Annotated in this window: 16 protein-coding genes and 1 tRNA gene; 2 read left to right on the top strand and 15 right to left on the bottom strand. The window is 40.5% G+C overall.

Going from position 1 to position 15,226, the window contains the following annotated elements; genetic code table 11:
• Nucleotides 1-184: 184 nt before the first annotated feature.
• The 7 genes from DTW91_RS07050 to holA form a co-directional block, all read right to left on the bottom strand.
• Nucleotides 185-580, bottom strand: a complete 396-nt coding sequence (locus DTW91_RS07050) for a hypothetical protein (RefSeq protein ID WP_125202682.1) — start codon at nucleotides 578-580, stop codon at nucleotides 185-187.
• 35 nt (nucleotides 581-615) lie between these two features.
• Nucleotides 616-1,281: a methyltransferase family protein gene (locus tag DTW91_RS07045; RefSeq protein WP_228412680.1), complete on the bottom strand. Its 666-nt coding sequence runs from the start codon at nucleotides 1,279-1,281 to the stop codon at nucleotides 616-618.
• 56 nt (nucleotides 1,282-1,337) lie between these two features.
• Complete coding sequence (cmoA, locus tag DTW91_RS07040; RefSeq protein WP_125202680.1) at nucleotides 1,338-2,078, bottom strand: carboxy-S-adenosyl-L-methionine synthase CmoA; 741 nt, start codon at nucleotides 2,076-2,078, stop codon at nucleotides 1,338-1,340.
• A 229-nt stretch (nucleotides 2,079-2,307) separates the two neighbouring features.
• A tRNA-Ser gene (locus DTW91_RS07035) sits at nucleotides 2,308-2,392 on the bottom strand.
• A gap of 113 nt (nucleotides 2,393-2,505) precedes the next feature.
• Entirely contained in the window at nucleotides 2,506-2,871 is a 366-nt protein-coding gene (crcB, locus tag DTW91_RS07030) for a fluoride efflux transporter CrcB (RefSeq protein WP_125202679.1), read from the bottom strand.
• 39 nt (nucleotides 2,872-2,910) lie between these two features.
• Complete coding sequence (trxB, locus tag DTW91_RS07025; RefSeq protein ID WP_125202678.1) at nucleotides 2,911-3,879, bottom strand: thioredoxin-disulfide reductase; 969 nt, start codon at nucleotides 3,877-3,879, stop codon at nucleotides 2,911-2,913.
• Between the two features lie 213 nt (nucleotides 3,880-4,092).
• Nucleotides 4,093-5,130, bottom strand: coding sequence for a DNA polymerase III subunit delta (holA, locus tag DTW91_RS07020; RefSeq protein WP_125202677.1), 1,038 nt, complete (start codon nucleotides 5,128-5,130; stop codon nucleotides 4,093-4,095).
• A gap of 8 nt (nucleotides 5,131-5,138) precedes the next feature.
• Between holA and DTW91_RS07015 the strand changes: the two genes are divergently transcribed.
• The gene (locus DTW91_RS07015; protein ID WP_125202676.1) at nucleotides 5,139-5,573 is read left to right on the top strand and encodes a type I restriction enzyme HsdR N-terminal domain-containing protein; all 435 of its coding nucleotides are present in this window, start codon (nucleotides 5,139-5,141) and stop codon (nucleotides 5,571-5,573) included.
• Nucleotides 5,574-5,649: 76 nt separating this feature from the next.
• On the opposite strand, the gene DTW91_RS07010 is transcribed toward DTW91_RS07015, so the two are convergent.
• The 8 genes from DTW91_RS07010 to DTW91_RS06975 all read right to left on the bottom strand — a co-directional run bounded on the left by DTW91_RS07010 (nucleotide 5,650) and on the right by DTW91_RS06975 (nucleotide 13,840).
• Entirely contained in the window at nucleotides 5,650-6,936 is a 1,287-nt protein-coding gene (locus tag DTW91_RS07010; RefSeq protein ID WP_125202729.1) for a DUF389 domain-containing protein, read from the bottom strand.
• The gene (nhaA, locus tag DTW91_RS07005) at nucleotides 6,929-8,272 is read right to left on the bottom strand and encodes a Na+/H+ antiporter NhaA (RefSeq protein WP_125202675.1); all 1,344 of its coding nucleotides are present in this window, start codon (nucleotides 8,270-8,272) and stop codon (nucleotides 6,929-6,931) included. The genes DTW91_RS07010 and nhaA overlap by 8 nt, the downstream gene beginning before the upstream one ends.
• A 61-nt stretch (nucleotides 8,273-8,333) precedes the next feature.
• Nucleotides 8,334-9,341, bottom strand: a complete 1,008-nt coding sequence (locus DTW91_RS07000) for a vWA domain-containing protein (RefSeq protein ID WP_125202728.1) — start codon at nucleotides 9,339-9,341, stop codon at nucleotides 8,334-8,336.
• An 11-nt stretch (nucleotides 9,342-9,352) separates the two neighbouring features.
• Nucleotides 9,353-10,342, bottom strand: a complete 990-nt coding sequence (locus DTW91_RS06995) for a vWA domain-containing protein (protein WP_228412679.1) — start codon at nucleotides 10,340-10,342, stop codon at nucleotides 9,353-9,355.
• Between the two features lie 42 nt (nucleotides 10,343-10,384).
• The gene (locus DTW91_RS06990; protein ID WP_228412678.1) at nucleotides 10,385-11,296 is read right to left on the bottom strand and encodes a BatD family protein; all 912 of its coding nucleotides are present in this window, start codon (nucleotides 11,294-11,296) and stop codon (nucleotides 10,385-10,387) included.
• Between the two features lie 37 nt (nucleotides 11,297-11,333).
• Entirely contained in the window at nucleotides 11,334-12,194 is an 861-nt protein-coding gene (locus DTW91_RS06985) for a DUF58 domain-containing protein (protein WP_125202673.1), read from the bottom strand.
• Nucleotides 12,195-12,380: 186 nt separating this feature from the next.
• Nucleotides 12,381-12,836 carry a GNAT family N-acetyltransferase gene (locus DTW91_RS06980; protein ID WP_125202672.1) on the bottom strand — a complete coding sequence of 152 codons (456 nt, stop codon included), beginning with the start codon at nucleotides 12,834-12,836 and terminating at the stop codon, nucleotides 12,381-12,383.
• Nucleotides 12,836-13,840 (bottom strand): AAA family ATPase, encoded by a 1,005-nt coding sequence (locus tag DTW91_RS06975; protein ID WP_125202671.1) that lies wholly within the window; start codon nucleotides 13,838-13,840, stop codon nucleotides 12,836-12,838. Before DTW91_RS06975 ends, DTW91_RS06980 begins: the two co-directional genes overlap by 1 nt.
• A gap of 161 nt (nucleotides 13,841-14,001) precedes the next feature.
• Between DTW91_RS06975 and DTW91_RS06970 the strand changes: the two genes are divergently transcribed.
• Nucleotides 14,002-15,201, top strand: coding sequence for a glycoside hydrolase family 172 protein (locus DTW91_RS06970; RefSeq protein WP_125202670.1), 1,200 nt, complete (start codon nucleotides 14,002-14,004; stop codon nucleotides 15,199-15,201).
• The last annotated feature ends 25 nt before the right edge of the window (nucleotides 15,202-15,226 follow it).

The raw sequence follows: 15,226 nt of genomic DNA, 5'->3' as shown, positions 1-15,226 counted from the left end.
GCACGGTAAACAATATTGCGATTTCGGTTTATTCGGATTTCTAATGATTGCTTAGCAAAAATGTCTTTGGGAAACCCTCGGAACAACCTAAGAAATGATCGACAGGGCATTCTTGTTAAATAAAACAGAAATTCAGAATGCGAGGTGCAATAGAAATAATCAAAAACCTATTGGTCAAAAAGAATTAACAAGATCTTGGAGGCTGCCAGATTGTGGAAAGAAAATGGTTGGATATAAAAGAATCATCAAAAGACATGACTTTGGAGGATTCTACCATAACAATTTTATGAAAAGATTCGAAAAAAACAGGTTGCGGATGCACGAAGCAAAAATTTAATACGTCGCTGTGTATGATGAAAGGTAGCTTTTGATCATCATCATAATCCTTATTGTGTTGACGATTTTTCGAATGGTTGCCTTCGTAGTGAAGAACCAAAAAGTCTAAGATGGAAATATGGCTGTTGCTTTTCGTATGCTCGATATAGTGCTCTACCAGCGCAGGAAGCTTCAGCAACTGGTTTAATTCGGTTGTTGAAAAAAGGTAGGTCGTGAGAAAAAATATGGCGAGCATTTTTTTCATAAGCACAAAGTTAAGGAAAAATACGTTATGTTTTTTTAATTAGCAGTCCACTTTTTTGTTTTTTTCATATATCGCACCGTAAAATAATATACTGCAAAAATAAGAACGAGAATTGCTGCAATGGTGTTTCTCAAAGAAGCATCGTCATAAGTAAGTTGCGGATACTTAAATAATATAATCAAGACGATCCCGCAAAGCCAGATAAACTGGGTATTATATTCTTTGATCAGCCATCTTTTCCACTTAAATTCCATATTGGCGAAGGTTTCGCGAAAGCCTGCTAATGTGGGTATCCAGCGGTGAACTCTTTTGATATAAATATCGAATTCTCCTCCGAATTTTTTCCTCAAAAAGTTCTCTTCGGCCAACACGATGCATTGGTATATAAAGAGAAAAATAGGAATTATAATAACAGTGTAAATCAATGAATTAGCCAAAATACCAAGCCCTAAAAGCATTAAAATATTACCAATATACAAAGGATTTCTGACGTGGCTGAACAGACCTTCCGTCACCAAATGTTCTGCATATACTTTTTTATCCTTTCCGCCTCGTACGATATAAGCGAGACCAATGGTGGCGCCCCGAATTGCTTGTCCTAAGATGGTAATGAGCAGCCCCACCACAATTGCTATCCAATAATAATCAGCTCCAAATATTGCCTCGCTGAATAATGGTGGCGAAGGAATAAATAGAAGCACATATAGAACAATAAATAAAAAATTTCTGTATTTAAAAAAAAAGTTGCCGATCTGTATCATAGTTTTTTTGCGATAATGCCAGTGAAATTATACCATCTGAAAAACACTTCTACTTCGCCAAACCCTGCATTGCGGAGCATACTGATATTTTCACTGGTTTTATATGGGATTAGGATATTTTCGAGAGCCTCTCTTTTTTGTGAAATCTCCAACTCGCTGTAATTATTTCTACGCTTAAAGTCGTAATAATAATCTATGAAATCGCGGTTAAAAGATTTTTCCTCAGTGAGTATTTTTTCGATCAGAATGAATACGCCGTTCTTAGTCATTCCCTCGCAAATTTTTCGGACAATGTCCAGCCGATGTGCCGGTCTGATGAATTGCAATACTAAAACCATCACGACCACAGAAGCATTATGCACAGGAATGTCTTGGGTCAAATCGGCCACCTCCAGATCAATTTCTCGATTCAACTTAAAATTGTTGAGTTTTTCCCGACATTTGTGAATCATTTCTTCAGAGTCGTCGATACCAACGAATTTGATATCGTTGGGTATTTTTTTGTCCATCAAAAGCATTGTAGTTCCCGTGGAACATCCCAGGTCATAAACATTGGTTCCCTGCTGGGCGTGCCTTCCGGCCAATTCACTGGTCATTCGCTGCATTTCTTCATAAAAAGGAACAGAGCGGCTTACCATATCGTCAAAAACACCGGCAACTTCGTTATTGAACTCGAAGTCAAAAAGATTTTCTAGTTTTTGTTTAAAAACTTCATCAGAATTCACGTTTTCTTCCATAAGATTTTATTTCGCAAAATTATTAAATTTTTCGGTTGAATTGGCTATTTATTTTTAAAGATTGAATAAGTGATATCTGCATTTGAATCATTATTACAAGTTTCTTGTTCAGAAGTGAAAGAGATAATCCCTCCAATATTGCCTGTCATCTCAGATGCAACGTGGCGTGGCTTTGGTGCAGAACCGGAACAAAAAAAAGACACCAAATGGCGTCTTAAATAATATTTTGCGGAGAGAGAGGGATTCGAACCCCCGGACCTGTTACAGTCAATAGTTTTCAAGACTACCGCAATCGACCACTCTGCCATCTCTCCATTCCCCGCTCCCAACCTCTCGTTTTCGGTGGTGCAAATATAAAAAGCTTTTGGATTGTAACCAAATAATTATAATAAAAAACTTGAGATCTTTCGTTGTCCATTAGAAATTCTTAAGTCCGGAACATTTGAAAACCCAGAAATACCATCAATAATCCCAAAACCACACTTAGCAAAACGTATAAAGCCAAAATACCGTAGTGAGCGCTTTGCCACAAGGAATAATTCTCGGCAGAAAAGGTCGAAAATGTGGTGTAGCCTCCGCATAGACCCGTGATCAAGAGATATTTTAGAGAATTATCTATTCTCAAAAAATAGGCGGACAAAATCCCAATCAGCAAGCAACCTGTAAGATTTACTACAAATGTTCCCATTGGAAATGTTTGGATATGCCACAATCTCTGAGTATAATTGGAGATCAGGAATCGAAAGACGCTGCCCAACCCGCCCCCGAGGAAAATATACACTATAGCTCTCATCCTGCTTGATTATTATGAAAATCGGTTGATTATTTCGGATTATCGTTCCACCCAAGTGTGGTTCTCTCCCGCCAATTCGCCGAGATATTTTTCGGCATCCATCGCGGCCATACATCCGCTGCCCGCCGCAGTAATGGCTTGCCTGTAGTGGCGATCCTGAACATCACCGGCGGCAAAAATGCCCGGCACATTGGTTCTCGCCGATTTGCCTTCCGTAATGATATATTCGTACTCGTCCAAGTCTACCTGACCTTTGAAGATGGCCGTATTGGGTTTGTGGCCGATGGCGATAAAGATGCCGTGAACATCGATTGTGAAAACTTCTTTCGTGAGATTATTTATTACTATTGCTCTTTCTACCAAAGCATTTTCCCCTTCGATGCCGATGAGCTCGTGGTTATATTTCACCTCGATATTTGGAGTATTGAGCACCCTTTCCACCATCACTTTGGAAGCCCGGAAATGGTCTTTTCTCACGAGCAATGTTACTTTTTTGCAAATATTGGCGAGGTATGTGGCTTCCTCCGCAGCAGTATCGCCCGCTCCTACGACGACGACGTCTTGCCCTCGGTAGAAAAATCCGTCACAAGTGGCGCAGGCAGAAACGCCTCCTCCGGAATATTTTTTTTCGTCTGGCAAACCCAGATATTTTGCCGTTGCTCCGGTGGAAATAATCACACTTTTAGCCAGAATCTCGCGCGAACCCGTACTCAATTTGTGAATGCCGCCTCTCTTTTGGGAAAACTCTACTTTGGTAATCATCTCGTAATGCACTTTGGTATCGAATCGTTCTGCTTGTTTTTGAAGCAGGAGCATCATTTCCGGCCCCGAGATCCCGTCTGGAAATCCCGGAAAATTTTCCACATCTGTAGTGGTGGTAAGTTGCCCTCCAGGTTCCAGCCCTGTAAAGAGCTCGGGTTTCAGATTCGCCCGGGCTGCATATATCGCGGCCGTAAAACCTGCCGGTCCCGATCCTACGATGACACAATCTAAGATATTGCTTTCCATTTTTACGATTATTTTTTTTTATAGTAAATATCCTTGACTTTCTTCTTAAAAAATCGGACTGTCAAATATAAATCTTTATGGGAAAAAAGAGGGTACAAATTTGTGAAATTAATTATTCAAAACATATCCAAACAATCAATGCGACCGATACGAAGAATGAATGATAAAGATGGGTTATCAAAATTCCGGTGAAAAAGCCTTCGACCAAACACCTTAAACTTTCACTTTCAGTTCATCTACTTTTAGGATTTTGTAAACCATCTCGGTATAGATTTCATCATCATCCATTTGACGCACGCCGAGACCTTTGGATTTGAGATCCATCTCGCGCAGAATGGAAATTACTCTGGTTGCATGTTTCAAGGGATAGAAGCGTGCTGCTTCCGAATAATCCTTGATGGCGTATGGACTGACGCCCAATGTGGAAGCAATGCTTTGTGGCGACTGGCCGGCTAAAGTGTGGTACATTATGATATTCGAAAAGAAGTTATAAAGTATGCCGAAAGACATCTGTACAGGATTTGATTTTTTATTTTTTCCCATATAATAGGCAATAGATAAGGCTTTTTCCTGATTTTTGGTGGCCAGCGCCCTCTGCAGTTCGAAGACATTAAAGTCCTTGCTGATGCCGATATGCTCCTCTACCATTTTCCCGTCGAGCACGGCACCGTCTTTCAAAATGATTTTCAATTTGTTGAGTTCATTGGCGATTCTGGAAAGATCGTTTCCCAGATATTCTGCCAATAGATGGCTGATGTTGGGCGCCGCTTTGATGCCCATCGCGGTCATTTCGCTTTGGATCCACGCCGGAAGTTGATAGTCCTTTATCTTATCAAATGCGAAAATCATTTTGGATTTGTCCAAAATTTTTACAAATTTCCTTCGGGCATCCAGCTTCTTGCTCTTGTGGGCAACGACTAAAATCGTTGAAGGAACCGGATTTTCGAAATAAGTTTCCAGCGCTTTGGGCTCTTCATCATTCAGCTTCATATCTTGCGCTTCTTTCACGATGACGAGTTGCTTATCGCCCATCATCGGATATTGCCTTGCCAAGGATAAAACTTCTAAATAGTTGGTATCCCGACCGTAAACCACCGTCAGGTTGAAGGCTTTCTCATCTTCATCCAAAACATCTTGCTCCAAATGCTTGACAGCCAGATCTATGTAAAATGACTCCTCGCCGTGTAAAAAATAAACAGGCAAGAGTTCTTTATTTTTAATATTTTTGAGGATAGTATCTATTTCTTTCATCACGAGGTATGCAGGTTCCGAAACTTAATTTTGAAAATGATTTTGATTTGCAAATCAAGCAAGACAAAGATACATTTTTTATCTATGATCTGGTGCGCAAAATATGGCTTGTGCTGACGCCGGAAGAATGGGTAAGACAGCATTGGCTGCATTATTTCAGGTTTGTGAAGAAGAAAAACTTGTCTTCTTTAATCCTCGAGAAAAAGCTGGAACTGAACGGAACAACGAAAAGAATTGATCTCTTGGTAACCGAAAAAACCAAGCCCAAAATCCTCGTAGAATGCAAGGCGCCAAGTATCGTTTTGAAAGAAAGCCATTTTGAGCAGATTGCGCGGTACAACAGTATAATCGGGGCAGAGCAAATCATCATCAGCAACGGGCTGCAGCACATTTTTGCAGATTTCAAAGAGGCGCAATATCACTTTCGGACAATTAAGGTTTAAAGACCCTGATCGAAGTTTTCTGCGTACACTTTTCCCGCTAAATAATGATTGCTTTACTGATGCTTGTTGATTGACATTACTTTTCCGAAACCTGCAAGACCTCGACATCGTTTTCATTGAGTCTTTGCTTTAGCCAGTTTTGGAGTTGGGCATCCTTTATGTTTTTTCCCGAATAGATTATTACAAAACGCAACTTTGCACTATCGGTATTGGGATATTGTAAAATCTTCCCGTACGACATCTTGGAAATTTCGGGAAACAAAATTTGAATTTCTTTGCTGAGCGTGGAGTCAGAAATTTTGTAGCTATCGAGCTCGGCACGCAGATTGGATATGGCAATATCCTTTTCCGTGAGGTTATTAGTCTTTTTATTGATTTCGTTCAGGATTTCAGATTTCAAATCGGAATTATTCTGGCGGATATTCAGTTTCGTATGGGAAAGACCATATTCCGCAAGCATTTTGTTGTAAGTTTTGATCTCTGCCGGCGCAAATTTTTTGTTGAGAAAAGCAACATCTATCACCTTGGGATTGGCGTTGTAATCTACTTTTTTATAGATCAAAGTATAGCCTTTGCTTTCGAATTCTTTTTCTAAGAACAGATCGGTAGTTTTCGCAAATTTTTTCTCATTAAAAAGATTATAAGCGAGGTAAAAACTTGGTACAATCATAATGATAATCAGTATTGAAATGCTGTATCGGATCCTCTTTTCGTAGTTGCTATCCAATATGGCTGAAGGATATTTCAAATATTTGACGACCAGAAATGTGGCGATGCAAATGAAAAAACAATTGATACTGTAGAGATAGAATGCACCCAAAAAGAAAGATAAATTGGACGTGGCAATGCCGAATCCGGCAGTACAAAGCGGCGGCATCAGCGCAGTAGCAATCGCAACGCCCGGAATGGGATTTCCCTTTTCTACTCTGGTAATCGCTATCACACCAACCAAGCCACCGAAAAATGCAATCAAAACATCATAAATAGTGGGCGAAGTTCTCGACAGAAGTTCCGATTGTACATCTTTGAAAGGACTGATGAAAAAATATAATGCCGACACCAGCAGACTGACGCCGGTTGCAATCAAAAGGTTTTTAATTGATTTTTTGAGAAGCGGAAAATTGTAAGTTCCCAGCGCAAAACCGGCGCCCACGATGGGACCCATAAGTGGCGAAATGAGCATAGCTCCGATAATTACCGCTGTAGAATTCACATTCAGACCTATCGATGCAATGATAATGGCACAGGCCAAAATCCAAAGATTAGAACCTCGGAAAGAGATATTGGCATTGACATTTTCCAATACTTTACTCTTCTTCTCTTCGCCGTTATGGAGATTTATGAAATTCAAAATATTATTCATCATTTTTCGGTTTCTTCGGGTTTTTATTGAGAATAAGATAACCGATGATTCCGCCAAGAATCGAGGCCGCGAAAATACCGATTTTGGCCTGAGCCTGATATTCGGGATGCCTGAAGGCAAGCGAAGTGATAAAAAGAGACATCGTAAAACCGATCGATGCGAGAAAACCAAGCCCTAAAAGATTTCGAAAATTCATCCCATCGGGCAGCTTTGCAATCTTGAGTTTGACGAAAACTGCTGTAAACCCCACAACGCCAAGCACTTTGCCAACGACCAATCCAAGAGCTACGCCAATGGCGATGTTCGTATTGAAAAGGCTCGTGAAATCGATATTCAGATCGACGCCTGCATTGGCAATGGCAAAAATGGGTATGATGACAATGGTGACAACAGGATGCAAAGCATGCTCCAACCTTTGCAGAGGCGGTGTTGCCGCTAATGTTGCCACATTTATTTTTTCCAAAACGTGCAGTTGATCGTTAGTGAGTGTCGGGGTATGTTCGGTAGGGTCAATATTTTTAAATCTCTCCAGATAATTGCTGATTACAGAAATAAACACAGTTTCTTTAATTTTCACATCGGCAGGAATGGTAAAAGCCGCCAGCACAGCCGCAATAGTGGCGTGAACACCCGAAATGACGAAGCAACTCCACACGCCGCAGATGCCGATAAAAGCATAGAAATACACCGATCGGATTCCCAGCTTGTTGCCGAGGTACATCAGAAACAATAATAATAGACCGCCCACGAGGTAGGTCAATTCAATATCCGACGTATAAAAAAAAGCGATAACCAAAACCGCTCCCAGATCATCGACGATGGCTAATGCTGTCAAAAACACCTTTAGCGATAGCGGTATTTTTTTTCCAAGCAAATATAAAACGCCCAGCGCAAAAGCAATGTCAGTCGCCATCGGGATTCCCCAGCCTTTGTGCATTTCTCCGGAAGGATTGAGAAGCATAAAAATCAAGGCCGGCATCACCATTCCGCCGACTGCGGCCACAATGGGAAGCATCGCCTTTCGCGGGTTCGATAATTCGCCACCGATGATTTCTCGTTTCAGTTCCAGTCCTACCACGAAAAAGAAGACCGCCATCAAGCCGTCATTAATCCAATGATGAATGCTGAAATTAAAAAAACCAGTGCCATTCCACGTGAATCCGAAAGTTTGCTCCAAAATGTGGTGATACCCTTCTCGCAATGGCGAATTGGCCAACAGCAATGCGATGATGACACTGATTCCCAATAGCAATCCGCCCGACTTCTCCTGCTGGATAAAACGCTGGAAGGGTTGCGCAATCTTGTCGATAGGCTTCAACTCGTATTTTTCATTCATAATTTTCCAAAGATAGTAAGTTCAAATTTATGAATTCGTTCACAAGTGAAAAGTATTTTCTTTAAATATTAAAATCTTTTTTCGGATTGAAAAGGTAAATGATGAAGAAAAACAGAATAGAAACGGCTAAGAAATATTGATAATAATGCACAGCAGACTGGGAACTCACTGTGGTGGTGCTGCTGCCCGTGGATTTTTCCAATTCTGCTTCCAGCTCGGTGATTGCGGTATCCAGATTATTCCCGTCGATGTAGGATCCGCCCGTTGATGAAGCTATATTTTTGAGTGCTTTTGTCTGCAATCGGGAAACGACTGTTTCGCCAAACATATCGGTTTTGTAGCCCATCAGCTGTCCGTAATAATATTCGGGGATTGGCGCGCCTTCTTCCGTTCCCACGCCTATGGTCGTCACTTTGATGCCTTGCTTATTGGCTAGATCGATAGCATCGTCCTCGTGGCCTTCATTATCCTCGCCATCGCTTATTAAGACCACATTTTTGGAACCTTTGCGGATGTTATTGAATTTTTGAGCAGCCACTTCCATTGCCTTCAGGAAATCGGTTCCTTGGTTTTGCACCACGCTGGTTTCGATGCCGGAAAGATAAGTGGCTGCCGCCGAATAATCGGTGGACAAAGGCATTACCGAATAGGCCTCGCCGGCAAAAACAACGATTCCTACTCTATCGTTGCTCATTTTTTCAAGAGAATTGATGATGATATTTTTAGCTTGGTCCAATCGGCTTGGCTGGATGTCTTGCGCATTCATCGAGTTGGAAACGTCCAGAACAAAGATGGTATTGCTGACAGTTTGGGTGACGCTGATCTCCTCTCTACCGCCCAACAGATCGATGATTGCGAAAATTAAAAACAAAAGACCTAAGAGATAAAGAATCGGAAAAATCCTGGCAAATCCGGAAGTTTTTTCGAACAAAAGCTCCTGAAAGCGGTCTTCTGCAAAGATATTTCTTCTCTTGCTTTTCCATCGGAAATAATGAATGATAAAATAACCGATGACAGGCAGCAACAGCAGCAACAGCAGATACCAGTAATTTCCTAAATACCAATTCATCATCTAATTTCTTAATTCAAAATTTTAAAAAATACCCAGCGCAATAAGGCATCCAACACCAGAAATCCTAAAGCAATCCAAAGAAAAATCCTGAAATATTCTTCATAATTATAAAGTTTACTTGTTTTCACATCCGATCTTTCCAATTGGTTGATCTCATCATAAACGCTTTGAAGGCTGCTATTGTCCGTTGCGCGAAAATATTTTCCGCCCGTCAGTTGGGCAATATCCATCAAGGTATTTTCATCAATCTGGGTTTGCTGCTCTGTAAAAACGATGTCTCCAAAAATATTGGTTCCTGTGGGGAAAGCAGCAAAGCCGTTGCTTCCGATTCCGATTGTGTAAACTTTGATTCCGTTATTCTTAGCAAGTTCAGCGGCTATTTGTGGCGGCATCGCATTGACGATTGTGTTCACACCATCGGTCATCAGGATGATAATTTTACTTTTGGCTTTACTGTTTTTGAGGTGATTGACCGCGACAGACAAGCCTTCTCCAATGGCAGTTCCGGCTTGCAACTCCAACGGATTCAGTTGATTAATTTCGTCCACAACCACTTGATGATCTGTGGTCAGCGGCACTTTGGTGTAAGCTTCGCCGGAGTAAGCCACGAGACCAATTCTGTCATTTTCTCTTTTGTTCACAAAATCGACGGCGATTTTTTTCAAAGCTTCCAGCCGGTCGGGATCCAAATCTTTGGCGAGCATACTGAGCGAAACGTCCACCGCAAGCATAATATCGATCCCTTTGGTCTCATCCCGATCTTGCGAAATCGTATAAGTTCTTGGCCTTGCCAAAGCGATGATCAATGCTGTCAGGATAAAATATTTCGAAATCTTCAGGAATGTCATTACCAAAGAAATATTCGCACTCGGCTGCATATTCTGCACCGAAGGCACAGCTATCCCCCGACTCTTTTTTTTGCCCGCATCCCGAATGAAAAGCGGAATAAACAAAATAAAAAGCAGTAAAAACCAAGGACTGTAGAACTCGAAATTCACGGGTAAATTATAATTGATAAATGATGATTGATAAAAAATTTCCTACTGCATTGTTCTCAGGTTTTCTGCCTCAACATCTTTGGTAGACCGTTTGACAAACTCTCTGATTTCCGTAAAATCTTTTGACATAATTTCTTGATTCGGGATTGTTTTTGCAAATTTAACCAAATCCCCGCGCAGGAATATTTCTTCCACAATTTTTTCGTTTTCTTGCGAAATGGCGTTGGTAGATTTCATATAAGTAATCAAGTCGTCCGTCAGCAAAACGTCTGCCGGAATCTGATATTGCTTGGTGATGAATGCTCTCGAAATTTCTATTAATTCTACATAAAAAGCGCGGAAATTCTCGTTCTCGATGTAGTTTTTCTTCCGCAATTTTTCCAGATCTTTCAAAGTCTGATTGGTCGTGACCACGGGACTGCTTTTGCGCTTTTTCCCATATCTGACGATGCCAATGATCAAAATAATGATGGCAATAATCAATAAGGCGAGCAGAACATAGAATTTGTAGAGTTCCCAATAATCTTGGATGTCCAGCTTCACCTTCTTATTCTTCATAATGTCATTGATCTGATCGCCTTTTTGGGCAGTATTGATGACTTCTACTTCGTAAGGAATCGTTTTCAGAACTTGATCGCCCACTTTGACTTCGATTTCCGGAATGGTAAATTTACCTTCTTGGAAAACCGCAAATTTTACCGACCTTAGATAGATATCTTTTTGGATCGCAATACTGTCGTTCACCACTTCGAAATGGAAAGGCAGAAGTTCGTTTCTCGGCGCCATCTGAACATCTTTGCCCTGAAGATCCACGATTTGAATTTTATAAACAGCCACTTCGCCCAGAGCCAAAGTGGACTTATCGAGACTGGAAGATAGGGTTTGAGAAAATCCTAAAAATGATGAGAGGATAAAAAAGAAAAAATATAATTGATATGATTGGAATCTTTGCATTTGCAATTTCTAACTTCTAATTTCTAACTTCTAAAAACTACTTTTTAAAATATTGATACAAAAACTTACTGTAATCATCCGAGGTCTTGATATCCAAAAAATGCGCCGACGAATTCTCAAATTCCTCTTTGATTTGTCGCATTTTGCGCTTCTGCAATTCTCCAAATTCGTACCGCCATCTTGCGCTGGAAGTGTTTGCCCAAACTTGCTGCCCGGTTTCAGCATCCCGAAAAAGCGCGTAGCCAATGTCCGGAATTTCCATATCCTTGTCGTCAAAAACCCGAAGTCCCAGCAACTGATGTTTTCTGGCCGTGACATTCAGGATTTTTTGGTCAAATTCATCTTCAAAATCCGAAAAAAGAAATATGAGCGATTTTCTTTTGAAAACGCTCATCATATAGTTGAAAGCCGCATCCATATTGGATTTTGCCGGGACATAATCGGCGGTCAAAATATTACTGATGAGCGACAAAACGTGCTTTCTTCCCTTTTGAGGCGGGACAACTTTCAGGACTTTATCGGCATACAAAATCAATCCGACTTTGTCATTATTTCCGGCTGCAGAAAATCCCAGAGAAGCGCAAATCTCGGCCACATATTCACGTTTCAACTGCGTTTTGGTTCCGTAATCCATTGATGCAGAAATATCAACGACAAGCATCATCGTCAATTCTCGTTCCTCTTCCATCACTTTTACAAATGGCTCTCGGAATCGGGCCGTTTTGTTCCAATCCATTCTTCGGGTGTCGTCGCCAAATTGGTACTGGCGAACTTCGGAAAACGTCATTCCCTGACCTTTGAAAGCGCTGTGATATTGCCCCATCAGTGATGCTTCCGTCTTCTTGCGGGTTCGGATTTCTATTTGCTTTACTTTTTTGACAATATCCTGTATGTTCAAGATTATGGGTTTTTAAGATTTTTAAAAATAAGATTAAGTCTTATTTAAACTTTAAACAATTTCGTTTCTTGGCGGTCATCGGTTGATAGTTTTCAGACCTCTTAGTTTTTTCAAAAACAATACGACGAGTGACCACTATCAAAAGATTAACCAAATTTTGAGGATTTAAAAACCTCTTTTATAAATTTAATTTAATTCAATAGAAACATTAATCCATTCGTCATCAAACTTCGTTTCATATTTTTTATAAAAATTGATCGCAGGCTCATTCCAGTTCAAAACCTGAAAAACAATTCCTGAATAATTTTTGGATTTTGCATAATCCAAAGTTTTATCGAACAGAGATTTTCCGATGCCGTTTCCTCTCAATTTTTCTCTCACAATAAGGTCTTCCAGATATAATCTTTGCCCTTTCCAAGTAGAATATCTGACGTAATATAAAGAAAGTCCTACAATCTCATCTTCGCGCTCTGCTACAAAAGCGCCCCAAACCGGTTGACTTCCAAAACCAGCATCTACGAATTCTTGCAAGGTAACGGTGACTTCTTCCGGCGCCTTTTCATATGCTGCCAGTTCTTTGATAAGATCCAGCATTGCCGGGCAATCCTCAGCTATGGCTTGTCTGATGATCAAATTTTTCATTAAGGCGCTTGTATTTTGGCCAAAATTTTATTCACAATATCATCTTGAGTCACTTCCTCGGCCTCCGCCTCGAAGCTTAAACCAATCCTATGTCTTAGAACATCTTTTGCGATCGCTTTCACATCTTCTGGGATTACGAAAGCTCTTCCTTTGATAAATGCATAAGCTCTAGAAGCGATTGCTAGGTTGATACTCGCTCTGGGGGATGCACCGAAACTGATATAATTTTTGATTTCGGACAAGCCGTGTTTTTCGGGATATCGGGTTGCGAAGACCATATCGAGAATATATTTTTCGATTTTTTCGTCGAGGTAAATTTGGTTGATGAGTTTCTTGGCTTCCAGAATTTGATTAAGATCCACGACTTTTCTGATTTGCGGAATATCCTGTGTAGAAACCATTCTCATTACCTTTCTCTCATCCTCAAATTCCGGATAATCGATTTTGCATTTGAGCATAAAACGGTCGGTTTGAGCTTCTGGCAACAGATAAGTTCCTTCCTGATCAATTGGGTTTTGAGTGGCCAATACAAGAAACGGTTTTGGCAAAGGCATCGTGTCATCGCCGATAGTGACTTGTTTTTCTTGCATCACTTCCAGCAGTGCGGACTGTACTTTTGCGGGCGCGCGGTTGATCTCATCGGCCAAAACGAAATTGGCAAAAACGGGACCTCTTTTGATGCTGAAATCGTTGTCTTTGACATTATAAATCATCGTCCCGACAACGTCTGCCGGCAACAGGTCGGGCGTAAACTGTATTCTGGAAAATTTCCCATCTACTGCTTCGGCTAAGGTTTTGATGGCTAAGGTTTTTGCCAAGCCCGGAACGCCTTCCAAAAGAACGTGTCCGTTGCCGAGAAGTCCGATGAGCAGGCGGTCTATCATATATTCCTGACCGATGATAGCTCGGTTGATCTCTTGTTTTAAAATGGAAAAAAAGTAATTCTGTTCTTTTACTTTTTCGGTAAGCTGCTTGATATCTTCTGCTTGATTCAATTCTGACATAGTAAATCTTAAAATAATTGGTAAATTTCACATAAAATCCAGCAAATGCAAACATAAGAATTGCCAATGTTGCGTTAAATATTTGTTAAAAAGGATTGGCAGAAACATAGTAATTCCAATTTTTGTATGTTTACTGCCTCTTAAATTATAACATTATTGGTATGAACTCAAAAACTTTTTTTCTAGCCTTCTTAATTGCAAATCTCTTATTTCCTTCGCTTTTCAATTCGCAAATTTTCACTTTTCCCAAAAACAGAATAGAAAGTACAATTTCGTCTTTTGAAAACCTTAACGGAAAAAAAGCATCAGGAGGGAAACGTAATCTATCCGCGAAAGGAAATGCTTTTGAGTCTCTAAGGGCCGGAACCAGCAAAACACTTTTGGAAACTACAGGTGCCGGAACGATTCAGCGGATCTGGATCACGTTGCCGGATCGATCTCCAAACATGCTTCGTTCCGTCCGATTACGCATTTTTTGGGATGGGGAACTAGAGCCCGCTGTTGACGTTCCGCTTGGAGATTTTTTTGGTTTTGGGCTTTCTAAAATCGTCAAAATGGAAAATGAATTTTTTTCCAGTGCAGAAGGCAGGTCTTTCAATTGTTATATCCCGATGCCTTTCAGGAAGGGCGCAAAAGTTCAAATTATAAATGAAAGTTCACAGGACATCGAATTTCTTTTTTTTGACATTGATTATGTAAAAGTAGAAAAACACGATACTAATACTCTCTATTTCCACGCATTCTGGTCGAGAAAAACAAATTCCCAATTGGGCGAAAATTTTGTTTTTTTACCTACGGTATTGGGAAAAGGTCGCTTTTTAGGCACCAACATAGGTGTCCTGACAACAAAAGATTATGGAAGTTCTTGGTGGGGAGAAGGGGAAGTAAAGATGTTTATTGATGATGACGATAAATACCCAACTTGGAACGGAACAGGAGCAGAAGATTATGCCGGCACCGCCTGGGGAATGGAAGTTTTTAATAATAAATTTCAAGGTTGCACCGTGGCGGATGAAAAGAAGAGACAGTTTGCATTTTATCGTTTCCATATTCCGGATGAAATTTATTTTAATAAAAAATTCCGTGCAGAAATTCAGCAAATCGGAGGCGCTCCGCAAGAGGTTGTTCACAAGATGCTAGAGAAAAATATTCCTTTAAAAATCATAACGGTCGGTGGCCCAATGGGTTTTTTTAGATTATTGGAACAGCCAATAGATATCAAAAGCAAAGACTTCCCTGACGGATGGATTAATTTTTACAGAACCGATGATTATTCGGCAACCTCATATTTTTATCTCGACAGCCCTGTCCATAAGCTGGAAAATTTGCCGCCGGTTTCGGAAAGAATATATACTGAATAGGCCGGAAAAGATCCTGACAGTTTTA

It is taken from the genome of Chryseobacterium sp. SC28 (assembly GCF_003932955.1).
GTDB lineage: Bacteria > Bacteroidota > Bacteroidia > Flavobacteriales > Weeksellaceae > Epilithonimonas.
The sequence above is the reverse complement of the archived record's forward strand: the minus strand, read 5'-3'. Positions and strand labels throughout refer to the sequence as shown.

What these genes read in the sequence shown, in the direction of transcription:
- DTW91_RS06975 (WP_125202671.1), bottom strand. Translation starts at nt 13,840, where the DNA reads ATGTCAGAATTGAATCAAGCAGAAGATATCAAGCAGCTTACCGAAAAA.
- DTW91_RS07015 (WP_125202676.1), top strand. Translation starts at nt 5,139, where the DNA reads ATGCAGGTTCCGAAACTTAATTTTGAAAATGATTTTGATTTGCAAATC.
- trxB (WP_125202678.1), bottom strand. Translation starts at nt 3,879, where the DNA reads ATGGAAAGCAATATCTTAGATTGTGTCATCGTAGGATCGGGACCGGCA.
- holA (WP_125202677.1), bottom strand. Translation starts at nt 5,130, where the DNA reads ATGAAAGAAATAGATACTATCCTCAAAAATATTAAAAATAAAGAACTC.
- DTW91_RS07000 (WP_125202728.1), bottom strand. Translation starts at nt 9,341, where the DNA reads ATGAATTGGTATTTAGGAAATTACTGGTATCTGCTGTTGCTGCTGTTG.
- nhaA (WP_125202675.1), bottom strand. Translation starts at nt 8,272, where the DNA reads ATGAATGAAAAATACGAGTTGAAGCCTATCGACAAGATTGCGCAACCC.
- DTW91_RS06970 (WP_125202670.1), top strand. Translation starts at nt 14,002, where the DNA reads ATGAACTCAAAAACTTTTTTTCTAGCCTTCTTAATTGCAAATCTCTTA.
- DTW91_RS06990 (WP_228412678.1), bottom strand. Translation starts at nt 11,296, where the DNA reads ATGCAAAGATTCCAATCATATCAATTATATTTTTTCTTTTTTATCCTC.
- DTW91_RS07050 (WP_125202682.1), bottom strand. Translation starts at nt 580, where the DNA reads ATGAAAAAAATGCTCGCCATATTTTTTCTCACGACCTACCTTTTTTCA.
- DTW91_RS07010 (WP_125202729.1), bottom strand. Translation starts at nt 6,936, where the DNA reads ATGAATAATATTTTGAATTTCATAAATCTCCATAACGGCGAAGAGAAG.
- DTW91_RS06980 (WP_125202672.1), bottom strand. Translation starts at nt 12,836, where the DNA reads ATGAAAAATTTGATCATCAGACAAGCCATAGCTGAGGATTGCCCGGCA.
- crcB (WP_125202679.1), bottom strand. Translation starts at nt 2,871, where the DNA reads ATGAGAGCTATAGTGTATATTTTCCTCGGGGGCGGGTTGGGCAGCGTC.
- cmoA (WP_125202680.1), bottom strand. Translation starts at nt 2,078, where the DNA reads ATGGAAGAAAACGTGAATTCTGATGAAGTTTTTAAACAAAAACTAGAA.